This window comes from Streptomyces sp. TRM68416, from assembly GCF_014596915.1.
GTDB lineage: Bacteria > Actinomycetota > Actinomycetes > Streptomycetales > Streptomycetaceae > Streptomyces.
Map to the genome: position 1 here is coordinate 36001 of NZ_JACVWU010000003.1, position 23888 is coordinate 59888.

22 protein-coding genes and 1 pseudogene are annotated in these 23888 nt (G+C 70.2%); 12 read left to right on the top strand and 11 right to left on the bottom strand.

From position 1 onward, the window contains the following. Positions 1–3 precede the first annotated feature (3 nt). From ICC28_RS05650 to ICC28_RS05660, 3 genes are all read left to right on the top strand, one after another. Positions 4–1239, top strand: a complete 1236-nt coding sequence (locus ICC28_RS05650) for a sensor histidine kinase (RefSeq protein ID WP_188287290.1) — start codon at positions 4–6, stop codon at positions 1237–1239. 393 nt (positions 1240–1632) lie between these two features. Then, entirely contained in the window at positions 1633–1929 is a 297-nt protein-coding gene (locus tag ICC28_RS05655) for a DUF4193 domain-containing protein (protein WP_005481602.1), read from the top strand. A gap of 13 nt (positions 1930–1942) precedes the next feature. Next, entirely contained in the window at positions 1943–2878 is a 936-nt protein-coding gene (locus tag ICC28_RS05660) for a hypothetical protein (RefSeq protein WP_188287291.1), read from the top strand. A gap of 40 nt (positions 2879–2918) precedes the next feature. Here ICC28_RS05660 and ICC28_RS05665 read toward each other — a convergent pair whose 3' ends face one another. Next, positions 2919–3380, bottom strand: coding sequence for a DUF3093 domain-containing protein (locus tag ICC28_RS05665; RefSeq protein ID WP_188287292.1), 462 nt, complete (start codon positions 3378–3380; stop codon positions 2919–2921). A 58-nt stretch (positions 3381–3438) separates the two neighbouring features. On the opposite strand from ICC28_RS05665, the gene ICC28_RS05670 reads away from it, so the two are divergent. From ICC28_RS05670 to ICC28_RS05690, 5 genes are all read left to right on the top strand, one after another. Continuing rightward, a complete protein-coding gene (locus ICC28_RS05670) occupies positions 3439–4023 on the top strand; it encodes a PaaI family thioesterase (RefSeq protein WP_188287293.1) in 585 nt (194 codons plus the stop codon). After that, positions 4020–4571 (top strand): dUTP diphosphatase, encoded by a 552-nt coding sequence (gene dut, locus ICC28_RS05675; protein WP_188287294.1) that lies wholly within the window; start codon positions 4020–4022, stop codon positions 4569–4571. The genes ICC28_RS05670 and dut overlap by 4 nt, the downstream gene beginning before the upstream one ends. A 1-nt stretch (position 4572) precedes the next feature. After that, positions 4573–5337: a DUF3710 domain-containing protein gene (locus ICC28_RS05680; protein ID WP_188287295.1), complete on the top strand. Its 765-nt coding sequence runs from the start codon at positions 4573–4575 to the stop codon at positions 5335–5337. Between the two features lie 526 nt (positions 5338–5863). Beyond that, positions 5864–8416, top strand: coding sequence for a sensor histidine kinase (locus ICC28_RS05685; RefSeq protein ID WP_223188434.1), 2553 nt, complete (start codon positions 5864–5866; stop codon positions 8414–8416). Beyond that, positions 8413–9096 (top strand): response regulator, encoded by a 684-nt coding sequence (locus ICC28_RS05690; protein WP_188287296.1) that lies wholly within the window; start codon positions 8413–8415, stop codon positions 9094–9096. The genes ICC28_RS05685 and ICC28_RS05690 overlap by 4 nt, the downstream gene beginning before the upstream one ends. Here the strand turns inward: ICC28_RS05690 and ICC28_RS05695 are convergent. Together ICC28_RS05695 and ICC28_RS05700 are read right to left on the bottom strand one after the other, a co-directional pair. Next, positions 9059–10225 (bottom strand): GDSL-type esterase/lipase family protein, encoded by a 1167-nt coding sequence (locus tag ICC28_RS05695; RefSeq protein WP_188287297.1) that lies wholly within the window; start codon positions 10223–10225, stop codon positions 9059–9061. The two genes, ICC28_RS05690 and ICC28_RS05695, sit on opposite strands and share 38 nt — an antisense overlap. 13 nt (positions 10226–10238) lie before the next feature. Then, a complete protein-coding gene (locus tag ICC28_RS05700) occupies positions 10239–10808 on the bottom strand; it encodes a TetR/AcrR family transcriptional regulator (RefSeq protein ID WP_188287298.1) in 570 nt (189 codons plus the stop codon). A 136-nt stretch (positions 10809–10944) separates the two neighbouring features. On the opposite strand from ICC28_RS05700, the gene ICC28_RS05705 reads away from it, so the two are divergent. Both ICC28_RS05705 and ICC28_RS05710 read left to right on the top strand, forming a co-directional pair. Next, positions 10945–11343, top strand: a complete 399-nt coding sequence (locus ICC28_RS05705; RefSeq protein WP_188287299.1) for an OB-fold nucleic acid binding domain-containing protein — start codon at positions 10945–10947, stop codon at positions 11341–11343. Between the two features lie 3 nt (positions 11344–11346). Then, positions 11347–12066 (top strand): DUF3159 domain-containing protein, encoded by a 720-nt coding sequence (locus ICC28_RS05710; protein ID WP_188287300.1) that lies wholly within the window; start codon positions 11347–11349, stop codon positions 12064–12066. A 138-nt stretch (positions 12067–12204) separates the two neighbouring features. Here the strand turns inward: ICC28_RS05710 and ICC28_RS05715 are convergent, their stop codons facing one another. Further along, entirely contained in the window at positions 12205–12882 is a 678-nt protein-coding gene (locus ICC28_RS05715) for a potassium channel family protein (RefSeq protein WP_188287301.1), read from the bottom strand. Further along, positions 12882–13553 carry a potassium channel family protein gene (locus tag ICC28_RS05720; protein WP_188287302.1) on the bottom strand — a complete coding sequence of 224 codons (672 nt, stop codon included), beginning with the start codon at positions 13551–13553 and terminating at the stop codon, positions 12882–12884. Before ICC28_RS05720 ends, ICC28_RS05715 begins: the two co-directional genes overlap by 1 nt. Positions 13554–13979: 426 nt before the next feature. Here ICC28_RS05720 and ICC28_RS05725 point away from each other — a divergent pair, with 426 nt between their 5' ends. Next, complete coding sequence (locus ICC28_RS05725) at positions 13980–16028, top strand: APC family permease (protein ID WP_188287303.1); 2049 nt, start codon at positions 13980–13982, stop codon at positions 16026–16028. 55 nt (positions 16029–16083) lie between these two features. Then, on the top strand, positions 16084–17412 hold the full coding sequence (locus tag ICC28_RS05730) for a class I SAM-dependent RNA methyltransferase (protein ID WP_188287304.1): 1329 nt from the start codon (positions 16084–16086) through the stop codon (positions 17410–17412). Between the two features lie 196 nt (positions 17413–17608). Here ICC28_RS05730 and ICC28_RS40310 read toward each other — a convergent pair. The 6 genes and pseudogenes from ICC28_RS40310 to ICC28_RS05755 form a co-directional block, all read right to left on the bottom strand. Next, positions 17609–17827: pseudogene (locus ICC28_RS40310) on the bottom strand (carbonic anhydrase); the annotation flags it as partial. 258 nt (positions 17828–18085) lie between these two features. Further along, on the bottom strand, positions 18086–18541 hold the full coding sequence (locus tag ICC28_RS40315) for a hypothetical protein (RefSeq protein WP_317453961.1): 456 nt from the start codon (positions 18539–18541) through the stop codon (positions 18086–18088). Positions 18542–18728: 187 nt separating this feature from the next. Further along, positions 18729–19163 (bottom strand): hypothetical protein, encoded by a 435-nt coding sequence (locus ICC28_RS05740; protein ID WP_223188435.1) that lies wholly within the window; start codon positions 19161–19163, stop codon positions 18729–18731. Between the two features lie 917 nt (positions 19164–20080). Continuing rightward, a complete protein-coding gene (locus ICC28_RS05745; protein ID WP_223188436.1) occupies positions 20081–20752 on the bottom strand; it encodes a hypothetical protein in 672 nt (223 codons plus the stop codon). Positions 20753–20778: 26 nt separating this feature from the next. Then, on the bottom strand, positions 20779–23040 hold the full coding sequence (locus tag ICC28_RS05750) for a hypothetical protein (RefSeq protein ID WP_223188437.1): 2262 nt from the start codon (positions 23038–23040) through the stop codon (positions 20779–20781). Between the two features lie 51 nt (positions 23041–23091). Continuing rightward, positions 23092–23853: a hypothetical protein gene (locus ICC28_RS05755; RefSeq protein ID WP_317453962.1), complete on the bottom strand. Its 762-nt coding sequence runs from the start codon at positions 23851–23853 to the stop codon at positions 23092–23094. Positions 23854–23888: the final 35 nt, after the last annotated feature.

The following is a 23888-nucleotide window of genomic DNA, read 5'->3' on the forward strand; positions in this document are numbered from 1 at the left end:
ACCATGGCAGGCACCCCCGCACCGCCCCAGGCGCCCCCGAAGCCGACCTGGGACCCGAGAAGGCCGGTGCAGCCCTTCCCCTGGCTGCGCCCGACCATCCGTATACGGCTCACCCTGCTCTACGGCGGCATGTTCCTGATCGCCGGCATCCTGCTGCTGTCGATCATCTACCTGCTCGCCGCGAGCGCGCTGAATGTCGGCAGTGATCTTCCGTTCAGGGTCGTCTCCGGCCAGGTGGCCAGCGAGACCTGCACGCTGCGCTCCAACCCGCTGCCCGCGGACGAGCTCAACCACGCGCTGAACGAGTGCGTGAACGAACAGCGCCAGCACGCCCTGGACACCCTGCTCAGCCGTTCCCTGCTCGCCCTCCTCGGCCTCGCCGTCATCGCGTTCGCCTTCGGCTACGCCATGGCCGGCCGCGTCCTGTCCCCGCTGGGCCGGATCACCCGCACCGCGCGCGCGGTGGCGGGCTCGGACCTGTCCCGCCGGATCGAGATGGACGGCCCGGACGACGAGCTGAAGGAGCTGGCCGACACCTTCGACGACATGCTGGAGCGCCTCCAGCGGGCCTTCACCGCCCAGCAGCGCTTCGTCGGCAACGCCTCGCACGAGCTGAGAACGCCGCTGGCGATCAACCGCACGCTGCTGGAGGTGCACCTGTCCGACCCGAACGCCCCGGTGGAGCTCCAGCAGCTCGGCAAGACGCTGCTGGCCACCAACGAGCGCAGCGAGCAGCTCGTCGAGGGCCTGCTGCTGCTCGCCCGCAGCGACAACGAGATCGTCGAGCGCAAGCCCGTGGACCTCGCGGAGGTCGCCTCGCAGGCCGTCGACCAGGTGCACGGCGAGGCGGAGGCCAAGGGTGTGGAGATCCGCGGAAAGCGCGAACCGGCGGTCGTCCAGGGCAACGGCGTGCTGCTGGAGCGGATCGCGCTGAACCTCGTGCAGAACGCCGTGCGCTACAACATCCCCGAGGGCGGCTGGGTCGAGGTCACCACCGAGGTCCAGCACGGCCAGGCGGTGCTCGTGGTGTCGAACACCGGGCCGGTCGTGCCGGCGTACGAGATCGACAACCTCTTCGAGCCCTTCAGGCGGCTGCGTACGGAGCGTACGGGCAGTGACAAGGGCGTCGGGCTCGGGCTGTCCATCGCCCGCTCCGTGGCGCGCGCGCACGGCGGGCACATCGCGGCGCAGCCGCGCGAGGGCGGCGGGCTGGTGATGAGAGTGACGCTTGCCGTGTGAGATCGGGCCGCAGGCACACAGAGGTGTTCGCTTTGCGCGGAATTTTCTGGGCACTCGTGGAGCGGCATCCTGTGTGATCGATCACATGGGCGAATTTCCGGCCATCTACTCTCTGTGATCATGCAACATGCCGGAAAGCCGGGAAAATCCGGGTTTTCGGGGGTCCAGATCACGGGAAGTACACGGTGAGGCGCCTTTGAAGTGCGGTATCCGGACCGTGTACGGTCCCGTTCGCCATCCAAGCCGATCACTCTTGAGGGGTCCGGTTGGGTGTCGATTGAGTAACAGACCTTGATGTGAGGCAAAATCTCCGCCTCGGGTCGGGCACAAGTCCGGCCTCTCACGCGTTACGTGCGCTGGAGACACCGCAGACACCCAGAGGGGGAGAGCGACATGGCAACGGATTACGACACCCCACGCAAGACCGACGACGACGTCGACTCGGACAGCCTTGAAGAGCTGAAGGCCAGGCGGAACGACAAGTCGACCTCCGCTGTGGACGTCGACGAGTTCGAGGCCGCCGAGGGCCTGGAGCTGCCCGGCGCCGACCTCTCCAATGAGGAGCTGGCCGTCCGGGTGCTGCCCAAGCAGCAGGACGAGTTCACCTGCATGAGCTGCTTCCTGGTGCACCACCGCAGCCAGCTGGCCCGGGAGAAGAACGGTCAGCCGATCTGCCGCGACTGCGACTGAGGAGGGGTCGGGCATGACCGGCTCGACCTCTCCTTGGAAGCGCCGCTTCCCCGCGCGGGGAGCGGACCAAGGGCCGTCCGGCGGCCCTCACGGCGCGCGTGACGACGAGCGGGGCTCATCCGGTACGGGATCGGCCTCGCTCGAACCGGCGTCCGGCCCGGGGAACCTCCCGGTGCCGGCGCGGAATCCCGTGCCCGTCGCCAGGCGGCGGGCGGCGGTCATCCGGGAGAAGGCCCGGGAAGGCGTCCGTAAGGGCGGCAGCCGCGCCAGGGCGGGGCTGGGGTACCTCGCCGACCGGATCATCGAGAACGCCCCGCGTATCCCCGTACGGGACCTCGCGGCGCTCCGTAGGCAGTTCCCCGGCCTGGGGCCCGAGCAGCTCGCCGACAAGCTCGTGGCGGGCGCGACGGCCGCGACGTCGACCGTCGGGGCCGGGGTCGGCGCGGCGGCGATGCTGCCCGTGCCGCCCGCGATGCCGACGGAACTGGCCGCGGAGATCACCGGGGTGGCGGCCATCGAGCTGAAACTCATCGCCGAACTCCACGAGGTGTACGGGGTACGGCCGCCCGGCAACCTCAAACAGCGCTCCACCGCCTACCTCGACTCCTGGTCGGGCGAGCGGGGCATCGACGTGACCAAGCCGTCGACGATGAGCTCGGCGCTCAACAGCCACATGAAGGTCCAGCTGCGCCAGCAGATCATGAAGCGCACGGTGCGCAACCTGCCGAACCTGATGCCGTTCATGGTGGGCGCGGCCGTGGGAGCGGTCATGAACCGCCGGGACACCAGAAAGCTGGCGGAGCGCATCCGGGCGGACCTGCGCAAGGTCCAGGTGCCGTGGGACGCGCTGGATGACCTGCCCGAGCTGGAGGCCCCGAAGGACCCGCTGAAGCTGGGGGACCTCGCCAAGGAACTCGGCCGCAGGAAGCGCGGCGACTCCGGAGGCTGAGTGCGAGGCCCCCGTTCCGGGGACCTCTCGGTCGCCTGTGCTAGACCGTGGCCCTCGCCGCCTTCAGCGCCTCGGCGAGGCGCTCCGGCTCGCGCGTGGACAGGTACAGGTACGGCGTCGGGTCCTCCGGGTCCGTGACCTCCACGCGCAGAGCCGTGGGGATGTAGGCGCGCAGCAGCAGGAAGGCGCGGGTGTCGGCCTTGTGCGTACGCCAGGCCCGGGCCTCCTCGGCGTCCAGGACCTCCGCCTCGCCCAGCGCCGTGACCGGGATCTTCGCCTCCCCCGCGATCAGCGAGCCGCCCACCACCCGGATGCGGACCGAGCCGTACGAACTGGCCGTCACCGCCGCCGCGGCCGTGCCGCCGGCCAGTCCGCCGAGCATCGGAAGCGTGCCGAAGGGCAGCAGGACCAACGCCAGCGCGACGCCGACCAGGACCGAGATCAGCCACCAGGAGCGGGGGGCAGTGAGACGTTCTTCGTACGGGGTGGCGGAGGGCTGCATGGAGTCAAGCTTGGCACGGTGTCCGGCAAGGGCCGACGCGCGGGTAAGGTCTGCGCCTGTGAGTGGTACATCCGCAGCTCTGACGCCTCCCGCCGATGCCGTACGGCCGGTGCGGCACCCCGACGCGCCCGCGCCCGGCGAACTCCTCGGCGCCCACTACGGCCAGTGCTTCGGCTGCGGTGACGAGCAGCCGCACGGACTGCGCCTGCAGGCGCGGGCCGGGGAAGGCGTCTCCCTCACCGCGGAGTTCACCGTGCGGCCCGCCCACCAGGGCGCCCCGGGCCTCGCCCACGGCGGAGTGCTGGCCAGCGCCCTGGACGAGACGCTCGGCTCGCTGAACTGGCTGCTGCGCACGATCGCGGTGACGGGACGGCTGGAGACGGACTTCGTGCGGCCGGTCCCGGTGGACACGGTGCTGCACCTGGCGGCCGAGGTGACCGCGGTGGCCGGGCGGAAGATCTACTCCACCGCCACCGGCCGGATCGGCGGCCCCGACGGACCCGTGGCGGTCCGGGCCGACGCCCTCTTCATCGAGGTGAAGGTCGACCACTTCATCGACAACGGCCGCCCGGAGGAGATCCGCGCGGCCATGAACGACCCGGACCAGGTACGGCGTGCCCGTGCCTTCGAGGTGAACCCGTGAGCCGTGACCCCCTGAACGTGCTGATCCGGCGCGTCGATCCGGACGTACCGCTTCCGTCGTATGCGCACCCCGGTGACGCGGGAGCCGATCTGCGCACCACCGAGGGCTGTGAACTGAAGCCGGGGGAGCGGGCCGTGCTGCCCACGGGCGTGTCTGTCGCGCTCCCGGAGGGGTACGCGGCCTTCGTGCACCCGCGATCCGGTCTCGCCGCCCGCTGCGGTGTCGCCCTCGTGAATGCCCCGGGGACGGTTGATGCCGGGTACCGTGGGGAGATCAAGGTGATCGTGGTGAATCTCGACCCGCACGAGACCGTGCGGTTCGAGCGCTTCGACCGGATTGCCCAACTCGTCGTCCAGCAGGTCGAGAGGGTCCGCTTCCAGGAGGTCGCGGAGCTTCCCGACTCGGCGCGGGCCGAGGGGGGCTTCGGGTCCACCGGCGGTCACGCCGCCGTGGGCGACGGGGACGGCACAAGCGATCAGGCCGCCGACGGCGGCACAACGGGTGGGACTAGATACGCTTCGGTCGTATCCGACCGGGAAGGACAGTGACGTGTTCGGACGTCGCAAGAAGAAGGGTGCCGCCGAGGACGCGGCCGGCGAGCCCGAGCAGGTCGTCGACGGCGTCGACACCGAGGCGGACGAGAACGGCGCGCGCGAGCGCGTGCGGCTGGAGCCCGAGCCGCGGCCCGACGGGCCGTGGGACAGCACCGAGGTGCGGGAACCGGGCGAGGGCCGGGTCGACCTGGGCGGTCTCTTCGTGCCCGGAGTCGACGGCATGGAGCTGCGGGTCGAGGTCGCGGGCGACGCGATCGTCGCGGCGACCGTCGTGCTGCGCGACAGCGCCATCCAGCTCCAGGCCTTCGCCGCTCCCAAGCGGGAGGGCATCTGGGGCGAGGTGCGCGAGGAGATCGGCTCCGGCATCACCCAGCAGGGCGGCATCATCGACGAGGTCGAGGGCCCGCTGGGCTGGGAGCTCAGGGCGCAGGTCCCGGTGCAACTGCCGGACGGCACGGGCGGCTTCCAGGTCGTGCGGTTCGTCGGCGTGGACGGCCCGCGCTGGTTCCTGCGCGGGGTGATCTCGGGCCAGGGCGCGGTGCAGCCGCAGGCGGCCGGGCTGCTGGAGCAGATCTTCCGGGACACGGTCGTGGTCCGCGGCGACGGCCCCATGGCGCCCCGCGATCCCATCGTCCTGAAGCTGCCCAACGACGCCCAGATGGTCCCCGAAGGGGTCCAGCAGCAGGACGAGGCCGGTTCCCGCTTCTCCGGCGGCATGGGCCAGCTGCAGCGCGGTCCGGAGATCACCGAGGTCCGCTGACAGGCATCAGCGCAGAGGGCCGCACCCCGCGCGGGGTGCGGCCCTCTGCGCGTTCCGGCGTACGGCTTGCGGGTGAGGGCGGCCGTCCGGGACCGCCGGGCTGGGCGCGAGCCGCAGGGGGCTGCCGTGCGGCGGGGGCCCGGTCGACTGCGTACGGGACGGGCGAGGTCGGTCGTGCCGAACCGCCCGCCCGGGTGCGAGCCACGGGGCGCTGCCATGCGGCGTAGGGTCCCGGGCGCCGTGCTCCCGCCCTTCGCGCCCCGGACCGGGGACGGGCCACCTCGGCACCTCGCCCCGACGGCGGCCCGCCGAAGACCGTTCCGGGCAGGGCCCGCACCAGGTGCTGCCCCACTGACACGGACCTGCCGGGCAGGGACCCGCCAGGTGCGGCCCCGCCGGGTGCGGCGCGGTGCGTCAGGGTTGCGTCAAAGACGTTCCGGCGGCCCCACGGGGTGTCATATGTCGGGATTGCTGGTCGTAAGGTCGACGCTGCGCAGGCAGTGTTCGACCGGAAGACAATGAGGCCATGGGACGCGGCAAGCTTCGGATCTACCTCGGTGCGGCACCGGGCGTCGGCAAGACCTACGCCATGCTCTCCGAGGCGCACCGGCGCGCCGAGCGGGGCACGGACTGCGTGGTCGCCTTCGTGGAGCACCACGGCCGGCCGCGCACCGAGGTGATGCTGCACGGCCTGGAGCAGATCGCGCGCCGGGAACTGGAGTACCGCGGCGGCGTCTTCACCGAGATGGACGTGGACGAGGTGCTGGCGCGCCGCCCCGAGGTGGCCCTCGTCGACGAACTCGCCCACACCAACATCCCCGGCTCCCGCAACGCCAAGCGCTGGCAGGACGTGGAGGAGCTGCTGGCGGCCGGGATCGACGTCATATCGACCGTCAACATCCAGCACCTGGAGTCACTGGGCGACGTCGTCGAGTCGATCACGGGCGTGCGCCAGCAGGAGACCGTGCCGGACGAGGTGGTGCGCCGCGCCGACCAGATCGAGCTGGTCGACATGTCCCCGCAGGCGCTGCGCCGCCGTATGGCGCACGGCAACGTCTACCAGCCCGACAAGGTCGACGCGGCCCTGTCGAACTACTTCCGGCCCGGCAACCTCACCGCACTGCGCGAGCTGGCCCTGCTGTGGGTGGCCGACCGGGTCGACGAATACCTGCGCGAGTACCGCGGCGCGCACCGGGTGTCGAAGATATGGGGCTCGCGGGAGCGGATCGTGGTCGGGATCACCGGCGGCCCCGAGGGCCGGACGCTGATCCGGCGCGCCGCGCGGCTCGCCGAGAAGGGCGCCGGCGGCGAGGTGCTCGCCGTGTACATCGCCCGCAGCGACGGCCTGACCTCGGCCTCGCCCAAGGAACTCGCCGTCCAGCGCACCCTCGTCGAGGACCTCGGCGGCACCTTCCACCACGTCGTGGGCGACGACATACCGGCCGCGCTGCTGGCCTTCGCCCGCGGGGTGAACGCCACCCAGATCGTCCTCGGCTCCTCGCGCCGCAAGAGCTGGCAGTACGTCTTCGGCCCCGGCGTCGGCGCGACGGTCGCCCGCGAGTCGGGGTCCGACCTCGACGTGCACATCGTCACCCACGACGAGGTCGCCAAGGGGCGCGGGCTGCCGGTCGCCCGCGGTGCGCGGCTCGGCCGGTCCCGGATCGTGTGGGGCTGGCTGGCGGGCGTCGGCGGTCCGGCGCTGCTCACCCTGCTGCTGACCCATGTCGACGCGGACCTCGGCCTCGCCAACGACATGCTGCTGTTCCTGATGCTGACGGTGACCGCGGCCCTGCTCGGCGGGCTGCTGCCGGGGCTGGCCTCGGCCGCGTTCGGGTCCCTGTTGCTGAACTGGTTCTTCACCTCGCCGGTGCACCGGATCACCATCGCCGACCCGAAGAACGCCCTCGCCCTGGCGATCTTCGTGGCCGTGGCGGTCTCGGTGGCCTCGGTGGTCGACCTGGCCGCCCGGCGCACCGAGCAGGCCGCCCGGCTGCGCACCGAGTCGGAGATCCTCTCCTTCCTCGCCGGCAACGTCCTGCGCGGCGAGACCGGCCTTGAGGACCTGCTGGAACGGGTCCGGGAGACCTTCGGCATGGAGTCCGCGGCGCTGCTGGAGCGGGCGAGCGACGTCGACCCGTGGACCTGCGCGGGCCGCGCGGGCCAGGGGCCGCCGGTGCAGCGGCCCGAGGACGCCGACGTCGACATGCCGGTCGGCGACCACATGGCACTGGCGCTCACCGGACGGGTGCTGCCCGCCGAGGACCGCCGGGTGCTGGCCGCCTTCGCCGCCCAGGCCGCCGTCGTCCTCGACCGGCGTCGGCTCCAGGAAGAGGCCGGGCAGGCCCGCACCCTGGCCGAGGGCAACCGGATCCGTACGGCGCTGCTGGCCGCCGTCAGCCATGACCTGCGTACCCCGCTGGCCGGTATCAAGGCGTCGGTGTCCTCGCTGCGCTCCGACGACGTGGCGTGGTCCGAGGAGGACCGGGCCGAGCTGCTGGAGGGCATCGAGGAGGGCGCCGACCGCCTGGACCACCTGGTCGGCAACCTGCTGGACATGTCCCGCCTGCAGACCGGCACGGTCACCCCGCTGATCCGCGAGATCGACCTCGACGAAGTGGTGCCGATGGCGCTCGGCGGAGTGCCCGAGGACAGCGTGCAGCTGGACATCCCCGAGACGCTGCCGATGGTCGCCGTCGACCCCGGGCTGCTGGAGCGGTCCGTGGCCAACCTGGTCGAGAACGCCGTCAAGTACAGTCCGGACGGCACCCCCGTCCTGGTGTCCGCCAGCGCCATCGCGGACCGGGTCGAGGTGCGGGTCGTCGACCGCGGCCCCGGCGTCCCCGACGAGGCAAAGGAACGTATCTTCGCGCCCTTCCAGCGCTACGGCGACGCTCCGCGCGGCGCCGGTGTCGGGCTCGGTCTGGCGGTCGCCCGCGGATTCGCCGAGGCCATGGACGGCACCCTGGACGCGGAGGACACCCCCGGCGGCGGCCTCACCATGGTCCTCACCCTGCGCGGCACGGGAACCCGCCTGCCGCAGCCGCTTCCCCTTGACCAACCGGAAAGGCAGGTTTCATGAGCCGGGTGCTCGTGGTCGACGACGAGCCGCAGATCGTGCGCGCCCTCGTGATCAACCTCAAGGCGCGCAAGTACGAGGTCGACGCGGCCCATGACGGAGCCACCGCCCTCCAGCTCGCCGCCGCCCGCCACCCCGACGTGGTGATCCTCGACCTGGGGCTGCCCGACATGGACGGCGTCGAGGTCATCCGCGGTCTGCGCGGCTGGACCCGGGTGCCGATCCTGGTGCTGTCCGCCCGGCACTCCTCGGACGAGAAGGTCGAGGCGCTGGACGCGGGCGCCGACGACTACGTCACCAAGCCCTTCGGCATGGACGAGCTGCTCGCCCGGCTGCGCGCCGCCGTCCGCCGCGCGGAGCCCGCCGGGGGCGGCGAGGAGGACGTCGTGGTGGAGACCGGTACCTTCACCGTCGACCTCGCCGCGAAGAAGGTCCGGCGCGGCGGCGCCGACGTGCGGCTCACACCGACGGAGTGGCACCTGCTGGAGGTGCTGGTGAGCAACTCCGGACGGCTGGTCAGCCAGAAGCAGCTGCTGCAGGAGGTGTGGGGGCCGTCGTACGGGACGGAGACGAACTACCTCCGGGTGTACATGGCCCAGCTGCGGCGGAAGCTGGAGGCGGACCCCGCGCATCCGAAGCACTTCATCACCGAGCCGGGAATGGGCTACCGGTTCGAGCGTTGAAGACCCGCTCGGCGAAGCGCTCCCCGATGCGGCGGTGCGCGGCCGCGTCCGGGTGCAGTTCGTCCGGGAGCGGCAGTTCGGCGTAGTCGCTCTCGCCGTAGAGCTCGCGGCCGTCGAGGTAGCGCAGGTTCCTGTCGTCCTGCCCGCGCTGCTCCACGATCCGTGCCAGTTCCGCGCGGATCACCGTCAGCGTCAGTTTTCCGGCGGCCGTCTCGGCCGGGTCCCCGGTGGCCAGGAAGCGCAGCTCTCCGGCGCTGAGGGCGTCCTGGTCGAAGGCGCCCGGGCCGGGGGTGTTCTCGTGGAGGGGGCACAGGACGGGGGAGACGACCAGCAGCGGGGTGTCGGGGTGGCCGTCGCGGATCGTGTCGAGGAAGCCGTGGACGGCCGGGGTGAAGGCCCGTAGCCGCATCAGGTCCAGGTTGACCAGGTTGATTCCGATCTTGACGCTGATCAGGTCGGCCGGGGTGTCCCGGATCGCACGCGCGGTGAAGGGGTCGAGCAGGGCGCTGCCGCCCAGGCCCAGGTTGATCAGGTCGACGCCACCGAGGGAGGCGGCGAGGGCGGGCCAGGTCGTGGTGGGGCTCGCCGCGTCCGAGCCGTGGCTGATCGAACTGCCGTGGTGCAGCCAGACCTTGCGGCCCCGGTCGGGGACGGGCTCGACGGGGGCGTCGGTGCGCAGGGCGACGAGTTCGGTCATCTCGTTGTGCGGCAGCCAGATCTCGACGTCCTTGTCCCGGTCCGGCAGCTCCGCGAAGCGCAGGGTGGCGACCGGGCCGGGCCGGAGTTCGGTGGACCCGGTGGCCGGGTCGACGGTCACCGTGTTGCCGCCGGAGGCGGTCGCCTGCGCGGTGAGACGGCCGTCGACGAGGAGGTCGTAGACGCCGTCCGGGCGGGGCGGGACGCCGGTGTAGGCGCGCTTCGTGGGCAGGGTGTCGAGTTCCACGACGGTGGCCCGGGTGCGGAACGCCAGCCGTACGCCGGAGGGCTGGGCCTCCGCCAGGGCGAGCTGCGGGTCGGGGTACTGGGCGCGGGCCCGGGCGGGCAGCCGGTGCGGGAGGACGCCGTGGACGGTGTGCTCCAGGTCGAGGGCGCCGCGTATCAGGTCGGGGGTGAGAGGGGTGCTCTGCATGGGCTCGGTGCTTTCAGTGTGGGGGCCAGTTGCGCAGGGTGGCGTCGAGGGCGTCCAGGATCCGGGCCCAGGACTCGTCGCTGTCGGGGGAGCTGTGGGCGAAGCCGCCCGCCAGCTCCAGGCTGACGTAGCCGTGGAAGACGCTGCCCAGCAGGCGGACCGCGTGGGTCTGGTCCGGTTCCGTCAGGTCGTAGCCGCGCAGGACCGCCCGGGTCATCCGGGAGTGCCGGACGCCGGCGCTCGCCGCCGCCGTCTCGGGGTCGAGGCGGAACCGGGCGGCGTCGTAGCGGCCGGGGTGCTCGCGTGCGTAGGCGCGGTAGACGTCGGCGAAGGCGGTCAGGGCGTCCTTGCCGGCCCGGCCGGCGAGCGCCTCGGCGGCCCGGTCGGCCAGCTCCTCCAACGCGAGCAGGGCGATCCGGGTCTTCAGGTCGTGGGAGTTCCTCAGATGCGAGTACAGGCTCGCGACCTTGACGTCGAACCGCCGGGCGAGCGCCGAGACGGTCACGTTGTCGAAGCCCACCTCGTCGGCCAGCTCGGCCCCGGCGCGGGTCAGCCGCTCCGGGGTCAGTCCTGCACGTGCCATCAGATCCCTCTCCTTTGCCGAAATCCACTATGCGGTTACCTAAAGGCTTTAGGCAAGCAGGATCATGACGCGGAAGGGCTTCGCAGGCTTGCACCGCGGGTACGTACGTGTCGGTGCACCCCGGTACGCTTCAGACATGAGTTCTGTTCCTCGATCCGAGAGGCCGGCGGGCCGGTTCCGGCGCATGCTCGGCCGGCTCTCCTCGTCGCAGGAGGACCTGGAGTCCGAGGAACTGCGAGAGGACGCCGACACCGCCGGCTGCATACGCATAGGTGACTGCCAGGACCGACAGATAGTCACCGTTACTGGTACCTTGCGCACGGTCACCCTGCGGCCGCGTGCGGGAGTCCCGGCCCTGGAGGCCGAGCTGTTCGACGGCTCCGCCGCCCTGGACGTCGTGTGGCTCGGCAGACGCTCCATCGTGGGGATAGAGCCGGGGCGCAGGCTGATCGCATCGGGCCGGATCTCGATGAGCCGGGGCCGCCGGGTGCTGTTCAATCCGAAGTACGAACTGAGACCCCTCGGACGGGAGTAGCCGGTGACGTCGCTCGACAAGCCGACCCAGGACGCCCAGCAGGATGCGCGGGCGGTGACGGAGGCCGCGCTCTTCGAGGCGTTCGGCGGCGTGCGCGGCATGGTCGAGACGGTCGCGCCGGGCCTGCTCTTCGTCACGATCTACACGATCAACAAGGACCTGCACATGTCCGCGATCGCCGCGCTCGCGGTGTCGCTGGTCCTGGTCGTGGTCCGCCTCGCGATGAAGGACACCGTCAAGCACGCCTTCAGCGGTGTCTTCGGGGTGGCCTTCGGTGTCGTGTTCGCGATGATGACCGGCAACGCCAAGGACTTCTACCTGCCGGGCATGCTCTACACGCTGGGGCTCGGACTCGCGTACATCATCACCACGCTGTGCGGGGTCCCGTTGATCGGGCTGATCCTCGGCCCCGTGTTCAAGGAGAACCTCTCCTGGCGGACACGCAATCCGGGGCGCAAGAAGGCGTACGCGAAGGCCAGTTACGCCTGGGGGGCGATCCTGCTCACCAAGTGCGCGATCCTCTTCCCGCTGTACTGGTGGGCCGACACCACGCAGTTCGGCTGGGTGCTGATCGCGCTGAAGATCCCGCCGTTCCTGCTGGCGGTCTGGCTGACGTGGGTCTTCCTGGCGAAGGCGCCCGCGCCGATCGACGTGTTCGCGGAGATGGAGGCGGCGGAGAAGGCCGAGAAGGAGCGCGAGGCGGCGGCCCGCTCCGGCGACTGAACGCTCCGCCGAGGGTGCCGTGGCAGGTCGGCTGCGGCGCCGTGCGGGCTTGTCGCGCAGTTTCGCGCGCCCCTTCAGGGCGCTGAGGGCGCCCTGGATTTCCCAGGGCGCCCTTCGTCGTCGTAGCGCCCGAAGGCCTCAGCTCGTCGTGTCGTCGCGGCGGACCGAGAGGAGGTCCTCCAGCTGTTCCTCGCGGGCCTGGGCGGCGACGAAGAGGAGTTCGTCGCCCGCTTCCAGGGAGTCGTCGCGGGTGGGGGTGAGGACGCGGGTGCCGCGGATGATGGTGACCAGGGAGGTGTCCTGGGGCCAGTCCACGTCGCCGACCTGGGTGCCGGCCAGCGCCGACTCCTCGGGGAGCGTCAGTTCCACCAGGTTCGCGTCGCCGTGGCTGAAGCGGAGCAGGCGGACCAGGTCGCCGACCGAGACGGCCTCCTCGACCAGGGCCGACATCAGGCGCGGGGTGGAGACGGCGACGTCGACGCCCCAGGACTCGTTGAAGAGCCACTCGTTCTTCGGGTTGTTCACCCGGGCCACGACGCGCGGGACGCCGTACTCCGTCTTCGCCAGCAGGGAGACGACCAGGTTCACCTTGTCGTCGCCCGTCGCGGCGATCACGACGTTGCAGCGCTGGAGCGCCGCCTCGTCCAGGGACGTGATCTCGCAGGCGTCGGCGAGCAGCCACTCCGCCAGCGGGACGCGCTCGACCGAGATGGCGGTCGGCGCCTTGTCGATGAGCAGGACCTCGTGGCCGTTCTCCAGCAGTTCGCCCGCGATCGAGCGGCCCACCGCGCCGGCACCGGCAATGGCGACCCTCATCAGTGACCGCCCTCCTCTTCGGGACCCTGGGCGAACGCCGCCTCGACCTTGTCGACCTCGTCGGCGCGCATCATCACGTGCACCAGGTCGCCCTCCTGCAACACCGTCTGCGAGCTGGGCAGGACGGCCTCGCCGAGGCGGGTCAGGAAGGCCACGCGGACGCCCGTCTCCTCCTGCAGCCTGCTGATCCGGTGGCCCACCCAGGCCGTGGCGGTGTGCACCTCGGCGAGCTGCACACCGCCGGTGGGGTCGCGCCACAGCGGCTCGGCGCCCGAGGGCAGCAGCCGGCGCAGCATCTGGTCGGCCGTCCAGCGGACGGTCGCGACGGTGGGGATGCCCAGGCGCTGGTAGACCTCGGCACGGCGGGGGTCGTAGATCCGGGCCGCCACGTTCTCCACACCGAACATCTCGCGGGCCACGCGCGCGGAGATGATGTTGGAGTTGTCACCACTGGAGACGGCGGCGAAGGCGCCGGCCTCCTCGATGCCCGCCTCGCGCAGGGTGTCCTGGTCGAAGCCGACGCCGGTGACCCGGCGCCCCCCGAACCCGGGGCCGAGCCGGCGGAAGGCGGTGGGGTCCTGGTCGATCACCGCGACCGTGTGCCCCTGTTGCTCCAGGGTCTGGGCAAGAGCGGAACCCACTCTTCCGCAGCCCATGATGACGATGTGCACGACCGTCCTTCCGGTGTCAAGAGATGTTGCTCAGCCACATCAGGGTCTCAGACAGACGCCCAAGCTACACACGCGCGGTAGGACGACGGCACCCCTGTGCATGGTTGCTCCGAAGCCCGGGACGATCACCGGCGGCTGATGCTCCGCACACTGGCCAGAGTGAGGATTCCGAGGCCGAGGAGGGCGGCGACGGCGCCGATCAGCTCCGCGGTCGTGTGCATGGGACCTCCAAGGGGCGGCAACGGCCGCGCGACGCAGGGGAAAAGAGGACGGGCTTGTCATATAGACATGCTCATCCGGTCCGGCGCGGAATCCGCAGCCCCGGCCCACGTCGATTTCACCCGGAGAGCACAAGGCGGGCGGGCGCCCGTGGATCGGGGGTGGCGGGTGGGCGGTGCCCCGACCGAACGCTTACGATCCTCTGTTGTGTCCAAACTGACCGACGTGCCCAAACGGATTCTGATCGGGCGCGCACTGCGCAGTGACCGGCTGGGCGAAACGCTCCTGCCGAAGCGCATCGCCCTCCCCGTCTTCGCCTCCGACCCGCTCTCCTCCGTGGCCTACGCCCCCGGTGAGGTGCTGCTGGTCCTGTCCATCGCGGGCGTGTCGGCGTACCACTTCAGTCCCTGGATCGCGGTCGCTGTCGTCGTCCTGATGTTCACGGTCGTCGCCTCCTACCGGCAGAACGTGCGCGCGTACCCCAGCGGCGGCGGCGACTACGAGGTCGCGAACACCAACCTGGGCCCGAAGGCGGGCCTGACCGTGGCCAGCGCGCTGCTCGTCGACTACGTGCTCACGGTGGCCGTGTCCATCTCCTCCGGCGTGGAGAACCTCGGCTCGGCCGTCCCCTTCTTCGTCGAGCACAAGGTGTTCTGCGCCATCGGCATCATCGTGCTGCTGACGCTGATGAACCTGCGCGGAGTGAAGGAGTCCGGCAGGCTTTTCGCGATCCCGACCTATGTGTTCGTCACCGGCGTCTTCCTCATGATCGCCTGGGGTGCGTTCCGGGGGCTGGTCCTGGACGAGACGATGACGGCTCCGACCGCCGACTACGAGATCAAGCCCGAGCACGAGGGCCTGGCCGGCTTCGCCCTCGTCTTCCTGCTGCTGCGGGCCTTCTCCTCCGGCTGCGCCGCGCTCACCGGCGTCGAGGCGATCAGCAACGGCGTCCCCGCGTTCCGCAAGCCCAAGTCCAAGAACGCGGCCAACACGCTCGCCATGATGGGTCTGCTGGCCGTCAGCATGTTCTGCGGCATCATCGGGCTGGCCATGGCCACCGACGTGCACATGGCGGAGTACCCGGCCAAGGACCTCTACCTCGACGGCGTCCCGGTCGGCAGCGACTACGTCCAGAACCCGGTGATCTCGCAGGTCGCGGCCGCCGTCTTCGGCGACGGCACGTTCTTCTTCGTGCTGCTCGCCGCCGCCACGGCGCTGGTCCTCTTCCTCGCCGCCAACACGGCGTACAACGGCTTCCCGCTGCTCGGCTCGATCCTCGCCCAGGACCGCTACCTGCCCCGTCAGCTGCACACCCGCGGCGACCGCCTCGCCTTCTCCAACGGCATCGTGCTCCTGGCCGGCGCGGCCGCCCTGCTGGTCTGGATCTACGGCGCCGACTCCACGCGCCTCATCCAGCTCTACATCGTCGGCGTGTTCGTCTCCTTCACGCTCAGCCAGACCGGCATGGTCCGCCACTGGAACCGCCATCTGCGCACCGAGAAGGACGCCGCCAAGCGCCGCCACATGATCCGCTCCCGCGCGATCAATGCCTTCGGCGCCTTCTTCACCGGCCTGGTCCTCATCGTCGTCCTCGTCACCAAGTTCACGCACGGTGCCTGGGTCGCCCTGCTCGGCATGCTGATCTTCTACGCGACCATGTCCGCGATCCGGAAGCACTACGACCGCGTCGCCGAGGAGATCGCGGCCCCCGAGGGCCCGAGCGACGACAGCGTGCGCCCCTCCCGGGTGCACTCGGTGGTCCTGGTCTCCAAGATGCACCGTCCCACGCTGCGCGCCATCGCCTACGCCAAGCTGATGCGCACCGACACCCTGGAAGCGCTCAGCGTCAACGTCGACCCGGCCGAGACCAAGGCGCTCAAGGCCGAGTGGGAACGGCGCGGCGTCGACGTACCGCTGAAGGTCCTCGACTCGCCCTACCGCGAGATCACCCGGCCGATCATCGAGTACGTCAAGAACCTGCGCCGCGAGTCCCCGCGCGACGCGGTGTCCGTGATCATCCCCGAGTACGTCGTCGGCCACTGGTACGAGCACCTGCTGCACAACCAGAGCGCCCTGCGCCTGAAGGGCCGCCTGCTGTTCACCCCGGGCGTCATGGTGACCTCGGTGCCCTACCAGCTCCAGTCCTCCGAGGTCGCCAGGCGGCGGGCCCGCAAGCGCCAGGACTGGAACGCGCCGGGTTCGGTGCGGCGCGGCCCCGCCGAGGAGCGGGCGAAGGACACGTCGAAGCAGCCGTAGACTGGTGGGCTGTTGTCCGGCCCTTTCCCCCTTACGCACCTGGAGTCACCCCGCCATGCAGGCAGAACCGAAGAAGACGCTGGTGGGGGAGGTCTACGAGGTCGAGGTCGGCCCCGTCGCCCACGGCGGTCACTGCATCGCCCGCACCGCCGAGGGCCAGGTGCTCTTCGTACGGCACGCACTGCCCGGCGAGCGGGTCGTCGCGCGGGTGACCGAGGGCGAGGAGGGCGCCCGCTTCCTGCGCGCGGACGCGGTCGAGGTGCTGGAGGCGTCCAAGGACCGCATCGAGGCGCCCTGCCCGTACGCGGGTCCGGGCCGCTGCGGCGGCTGCGACTGGCAGCACGCCAAGCCCGGCGCGCAGCGGCGTCTCAAGGGCGAGGTGGTCGCGGAACAGCTGGCGCGTCTTGCCGGGCTCACGCCCGAGGAGGCCGGCTGGGACGGCACCGTGATGCCCGCCGAGGGCGACAAGCTGCCGGCCGGACAGGTGCCGCAGTGGCGCACGCGGGTCCAGTACGCGATCGACGCCGACGGCCGCGCCGGTCTGCGCCGCCACCGCTCGCACGAGGTCGAGCCCATCGAGCACTGCATGATCGCCGCGGAGGGCGTGAGCGAACTCGGCATCGAGCGGCGCGAGTGGCCGGGCATGGCGTCCGTCGAGGCCATCGCGGCGACGGGTTCGCAGGACCGCCAGGTCATCCTGACCCCGCGCCCCGGCGCGCGCCTGCCGATCGTGGAGCTGGACAAGCCGGTCTCCGTGATGAGGGTGGGGGAGAAGGACGGCGGCGTCCACCGCGTCCACGGCCGCCCCTTCGTCCGCGAGCGCGCGGACGGCCGTACCCACCGCGTCGGCAGCGGCGGCTTCTGGCAGGTCCACCCGAAGGCGGCCGACACCCTGGTGACGGCGGTCATGCAGGGACTGCTCCCGCGCAAGGGCGAGACGGCGCTGGACCTCTACTGCGGCGTCGGCCTCTTCGCGGGCGCGCTGGCCGACCGCCTCGGCGAGAAGGGCGCGGTGCTGGGCATCGAGTCCGGCAAGCGCGCCGTCGAGGACGCCCGGCACAACCTCGCCGACTTCCCCCGCGTCCGCATCGAACAGGGCAAGGTCGAGTCCGTCCTGCCCCGCACCGGCATCACCGAGGTCGACCTCATCGTCCTCGACCCACCCCGGGCGGGCGCGGGCCGCGCGACCGTCCAACACCTGGCCTCCCTGGGCGCCCGCCGCATCGCCTACGTGGCCTGCGACCCGGCGGCGCTGGCGCGCGATCTGGGGTACTTCCGGGACGGGGGGTATCGGGTGCGGACGTTGCGGGTGTTCGATCTGTTTCCGATGACCGCGCACGTGGAGTGCGTCGCGATCCTGGAACCCGCTGGAAAAGGCTCTTGACCTGCAGTTTTCTGACTTCGTTCGTCGGCTTGACCTGTTTGGCGAGGTGGGAACGGGTGAAGGCGGACGATGCCGCGTGACCTGGGCATTCGTCTGAGGGGAGGGGTGTGTGGCGGTGGCGGAGCCCGATGGTCCTTGCGGCGTGACGCACGAATGACGCACGGGCTGAAAGACCGTCAGGTCGTTGGAGAGCCTGGAACAGGCCGCCCAGGCCGCGGTCGGAGATGATCTCGGCGGCTAGCCGGGAGTCGGAACACCCGAACAGCATGCCGAAGGGCTGTTGGGCCGGTGCGATCTCGGTGCGACGTATGGCGTCCTGGTTCGGGTGCGCGGGGATACCTGAGACGAAGCGCTCGTTACCGGCCATGAGCAGCTCGAAAGCGTCGCGAGGCGTCGGAGTCTGGATCTCGGTCATGGCCGCCGCCTACGAGCGGCACCGGCCGTCACACCACCTGAACCCGCCGGAACCCACCAGGCCGAGCCACACAGGCGGCCTTATCCCCCCCCAGGCGCCAGGCGCCAGGCGCGGGCAGCGTCCGTACGGAACCGCAGCGCGACACTGCTGCCCGCATTGTCGACCGAACGAGGGCGGACCGCTCGGGATCACTCGCCGTTCCAAGGGGCACTGTGCGGCGGTGGGCGGTCAGGCCGCGTCCGGATGCGGGCTTTCGCTTCATCCCAGCGATGCGCCGAAGGCTCCGGCCTCCGCCTCGGCTTCGCTCAGCTGGACAGTGCCGCGGTGCGAGACCTCCACCTTGTAGAAACCCTTGCCGGCAGGCACGTCCCCGACCGACACCTCGAACGTGCACGTGCCGTCGCTCTCCAGCGTCGACTCGCCGAGCTGCCCCGTGGCGATCACCGTGCCCGCCCCGTCGTAGACCGTGACCGCGGTGCCCTCGAAGATGTCGTCATAGCCGTCGCCGCCCTGGCATCCACCCAGGCCGTCGTCGATGACACCGTCAGTGAGTTCGAAGGTCCCGGTGAGAGCGAAGGTGCCGGGGGACGGGGGCGCGGCACTGCTCGGGTCGGTCTTGGGGGTGTTGTGGCTGTCACCCACGATGGCCCACACGGTCCCGACCGCTCCGGCCCCCAGGACCACGCCCGCCAGCGCCGCGACCAAGGGGTGCACGCGCCTGGGCTTGGACGGGTGCGGCAACGGCCGGGGTGGATCGGTCGGTGGGGGAGGATAGTCACTGTTCATGGGTCACCCCAGGGTGCGGCCGGCCGGAGCCGGACGTCGTGTGCTCTGCGGCAGCACGGTGCCGGGGACGGCGGCGGTGAGAGGGGTTGGTCGCTCGGGCGCGGTGCGGATGCCGTCAGCCGGTTCGTTTCCAGGTCTTGCACCCGGTGGTCTGGAACGCCTCGTCGCTGGCGGAGATCGTCACGGTGGTGGGGCCCGCCGTGTTCCCGTTGGCGATGATCTCGTCGAGCTCGCCGGACGTGCCGCTCATCCGTGCCCAGTAGCAGTCCGGAATGGCCGAGTCTTTGGGGCCGTCGGTTCGGTAGGTGCCGGGCTTGAAGTCCTCGCCGACGATGTACGTCCCGTCGCCTGGGATCTCACCGCCCGGGGCCTTCTTCGTCGGGGTCGGGGTGGGAGCAGGGGTCTCCTTCGTGGGCGGGGCTGCTTCGGTCTCGGTTTCGGTCGCCGTCGTCGTGGCCGTGACCGTCGCCGTTGGTGTGCTGCTTGTGCTGTCGGAGTCGCCCGCGCCGGCTGAGCCGATGACTAACCCGATGACGAGGCCGAGGACCACGGCTGCCGTGTGGGTTAGGACTCTTTTTACCGATCTCGATCGGCGCGGGGCGGGCGGCGGCTGTCCCCACTCCGGAGGCTGCTGCGACGGGCCCCATGACCGGCCTGAGGCGTCATTGTCGTTCATGATTTCAGCGTGCGCCCGCTCAAGCCGATCCGCACGACAAGGATCACGAGGACCGCGGACCCGCTGGGAGACAGACAGACGCCACCCGCCTGAAGGAGGGGCTTCCGAAGTCGGGGCACATGGAGCCGTCCCGCCACGGCAGCCGTCCACGCTGCAGCGGCCATGCGGCCCGATTGGGGCGTCGCCGTAGGCTGCCCCATGTCAATTGCTGCCGTCGAGCGCCCCCTTCTGCAGAAGATCAAGGAAGCTCGGAACGCCTTCCGTGGCGCTCGCGTCGATGAAGGCGCGTACGGGGCAGTCGTCGACTGCCTGACGCGGCAGCGCGTTGGCAAGGTCGGCGGGGTGGCGTACCGGTCGGGACGTGCCGCGAGGCCACGAGAGTTTCCAGACCACCCAGCGTTATGCCCACCTGCAGCCGGACGCGCATAAGGCTGTCCTCGATGCCTGGAGCGTATGGACTCTCCACTGACCATTGCCGCATGAGCGTCATTTCGCCCTGTCCTCATGGACAGGGCGAAGGTGTCTGTGTGCTTGCGGAACGCTCGGTCAGGGGCGCCGGTCGGTCTGCTCGTCCATTCTGGGCGGGGCCAAGGGCGAATCAGCCCTGGATACCTGGTCGGGTGTGGTGGCTTGGTGGCCGTGGAGTCGATAGACCATTTCGTCGGGACAACGGTCCAGGCGGGCCTGGCGCCAGGCAACGTCGTAGGACAGGGGGGTCGCGCTACGCCGTTGCATGAACAGGGCTCTGAGGCTCGTCAGGGGGGCCAACAGTATTCGCCACAGGGCGAGCTTCATGGGTGCGCCCTTCCGGATGCTTCGCCAGACACGGACATGTCCGCTGTCGGGATGCTGTCGGGGAGACTGCCGCCGTTGAGAGCCTTGAGAGAGTCAGACAGGACGAGCATGGCTTGCTGTCGCCGCTCGATGTCCGTGAACCCTTGGCCGACCTGCTCCCATTGCTGCAGGAGTGGGAACCACCAGCGGTCGCAGGAGCAGATCAGGCGAGCAAGGCGCTGGAGTTCGGCAACGTGATCGTCGCCCAGGGCGCCTGGGGGGTGGTGTTCAAGTTGGTCCAGGACGACGAGGTCCGGGTGATCGTAGAGGTGGTCCTTCAGGAAGCGCAGGCGGTTGATTCGTTGCTTGTCCGCGGCCTGCTGTGCCAGTAGCTCCTGTGCCGCGCTGGGCAGACTGAGAGCCGTGTAGACGTTCAGCAGGCAGTAGTTCGCGGCACGGCGAGGCAACTGGCCGAGGGCGGCGTTGATGGCGTCCTGCGCGGCGGGCACGTCCGAGGCTCCCAGACGCGCTGCTGTCTCGGCGGCCGTGGCATGCACTGCGGTGCGTACTGCCTCCTCCACGTTGGGAGGCACACGCCAGAGTGGTCGCCAGGTGATCGTGTACACGGCCTCGAACGCGATGCCGTCAGTGGCACTCGGCAGGAACCGTGGCTGGGCGGACGTACTCATACGGACGGCGCGGTGCCACGGCCACCTCATGAGATGTTCTCTTCGAGCGGGAAGACCGTGTGCAGACGGCCGTCGACGAGATGGTTGTAGAAGTCGTCAGCCACGCTGACGCCCTCAGCCGTGGAGATGCCACGCAGCTCGTTCATGAGCTTCATGCCGGCCTCGAACATGTTGTGGCCGCGTAGGGCCGGCAGAAGTTGTTCGCGCAGCTGTGTGTAGGCGCTGGGGTCACCGGCGCAGGAGCGGATCCAGTCCGTCAGACGCGATATGACCTGGGCAGCGGTGTCCGCAGAGGAAAGCAGGTCGTGGACGGCTCGCTGTACGTCGATTTCCGTGGGAGGCGCGCATACGAGCCACGGTGCGCTGTCATGATGGACGGTCATCAGCGCGAGGAAGGCCAGTGAGCCGCTGCGTGCGGAGACCTTGCCCTGCTGCCAGCCGTGGACCTCACCGGCAAGTCGCTCGGCGACGGAAGGGTGTTGGACCAGATCGTCGAAGGCAGCCAGGACTTGGCTGACTACTGCGGTGTCGGTGTTCTTGTGCGCGACGCGGCGCAGCCGCACCACTGCCCGCTTGGCCAAAGACGCGGGGACGGAGGAGTCCTCCAGGACGCGTCGGCACAGTGCAATCACGGCGGGTGCGTAACTCTTCTGTTCCGCCCACCCGTAGAGCGCTTCCCACGCCAGACGGCCAACGTGTTCATCGCGAACGGCGCTTTCCAGAACCGCACCGAGCACCTCTGGCTGACTGCGGCCGACGAGTTCGCCCAGCGCGGTGAGGTAGTCCACCGTTCCGTGCCGCACGGTAAGTCCGGCCAGCGCGGCCACTGCATGGTCTTCCGGATCGGCGTTCTGGGCTGTCGCGACGAGCCAGGTCAGCAAGGGTTTGCGCATGACGTCGTAGTTGTCCCAGACGTACTCCAGCACTGCGCGTCCGTAAGCGGGCCGGTCGAAGACCACTGTGTCCTGCATGCCGACTCGGCCCCCGACATCCTGGATGCGCCGGCGCATCCCCCGCCCGGCCAGGGCACTGAGGGTCGGTGAGATTACCGGTGCTGCGCCGGGAGCGTCGGCGGTGTCCCCGATGGCTGCCAGCAGAGCGGCTGCACTGCGCGCGACGACAGGCATGGGCGCGGACTGCTGCACGGCCAGGGCCAGCAGCAGACAACGGTCCTCCACCGTGAGCGAAGGGTTGTCATGGGTGTGCAGGCTGTTCGTCTCACCGAACCGGCCGTCGAGTTCACCGCGCCAATCAGTCAGCGCCGCGATGATGCGGTCTTCCAGGGTGACCTGGGTTTCGCCCTCGCCGTCGGACTGTACGAGCGACTGCTGGGAGTTGGTGTGGGTGTGTTCCTTCCATGCCATCACGACGGTATGAGCGGCCCGTACGGCGGCCACTGCTGTCAGTCCGCGCAAGGACGTGGTGACCTGGGGGATGGATCGCAGCGACGTGATCAGCTGGTCGTAGCCGTAGGCGGACAGATGTGCCTCAACCACACGCTGCGCATTGGGCGCCTCGCGCAGGTGAACGACCTGGATGCCGTCGCGATCGCTGAGACGGTGATCCTTCCACAGGTCCTGCGCGACGGTCAGCGCGAGATAGGAACGGCAATCGCGGAGGTGGGAGGCGTGTTTCGATAGGGCGTTCAGGAAGTCGGCGGATACCTGGTCGTTTTCCGGGTGCTTGAGATCGAGTTGGTACGCATGCGCCTTCTCCAGCGGCAGACGCCCCTGACGGGGGGTATCCCAATCCGCGTCCAACTGGACCACGGTGGTGTCATCAGCAGTGTGCTCGGCCAACAATCGCAGAGCGAAGGTGGTGGAGCCGCATGAACGGGGCGCGACAATGACGATCACGGGCTGGCGAGGACGACCGGTGACGGGGTTGAGTATCTGCTCCCAGACCGTGTCCCAATGTGGACTCCGAACGAACGGCTGATCGAGCAGCCTCTCGCGACTGAAGTCGACGCCTTCAAGCAAATCCCGCTTTCGGGTCTCCAAGATCAGTTCTTCGATGACGTTGGCGACGACGTCGACGTCCCCATGGAGGTGTGTTGCTGCACCAGCGGTTTCGTGCAGCTGAGGCGCGGGCTGAGCACCATTCGTCGACAGGGGAGCGGGGGACGGGGATGGGCTGGCGAGGTTCGCGTCCGGGTGATCGGGGGGGACGGCGCCCGGACGCCAGCGACGCTGCAGCCAGCTGCCGGAGCCGTTGTACTGCTTTTCGCCGGGTTCGCTGGTCGCCGCGGTGGTCTCGGAGTGGTTGGGGTCGAGCGGGGAGTCAGGCATACGGGAGCTCCGGGGTGAGTGTGGGGAGCGGAAGGTGAGGTGGTTGGGTGCTCACCGCTGGCGACGGTCGATCCGCACGGTTCCGATGTGGTCGGCGATCGTCGCGTCGCTGACCTGAGCGTGGAACTGGAACGTGCCGCCGCTGTTGGCAGCGGGTGTCGCCGGCGCATCGTTCGGTTGTGGGGTGGAGGCGGGACCATTGGCCGACGATGCGGCATCGACGAGGTAGGGGCGTACGGCAGCTCCGGTCAAGCCCGGCACGTGGACCCGGCAGGGCTGCGCGAAGTCGGGCTTGTCGCTGACGCGGGCCACCGCATTGAGGAAGTGGTACGGGCCGAGATCCGGCGTGCGTCCCGCGTGCACGGTCCGCTGGTAGACGACCTCGGAGACGGCGGCTGCGAGAAAGGCACCGCAGTCCTTCGCAGCGGTCAGTGCCTGGCGGGTTGCCTGGCAGTCGAGTAGCCGAGCCGTCTCGTTGATGGCACTACCGCGGTGGTCGGGGAGGGACAGAGGGCCGACGTGCACGCTGGCGCGTAGTCGCAGGAGCGGACTACTGGCCAGCCTCTGCCGCTCGTAGCGCACCAACGCCGCATTGAGCCGGCCCAGCAGCGGGTCCACGAGCCGCGCCAGCGCTGAGGGCGGGAACAGCAGGATCGCCCCATCGCCGCTGTCCTTGTACCCGTCGTGCAGTTCCTGTGGATCGGGCAGCTCGCATTCGGCGAGCACGGTCGCCACGATGTCGTCCACGTCGCACCGGGCGGCAGCCATCTTCGCCTCGGCGATCTGGCTGTACTTCTCCATGTCGATGGCCACGAGAGCGAGTTCAGCGGGCACATCCAGGGGCTCTG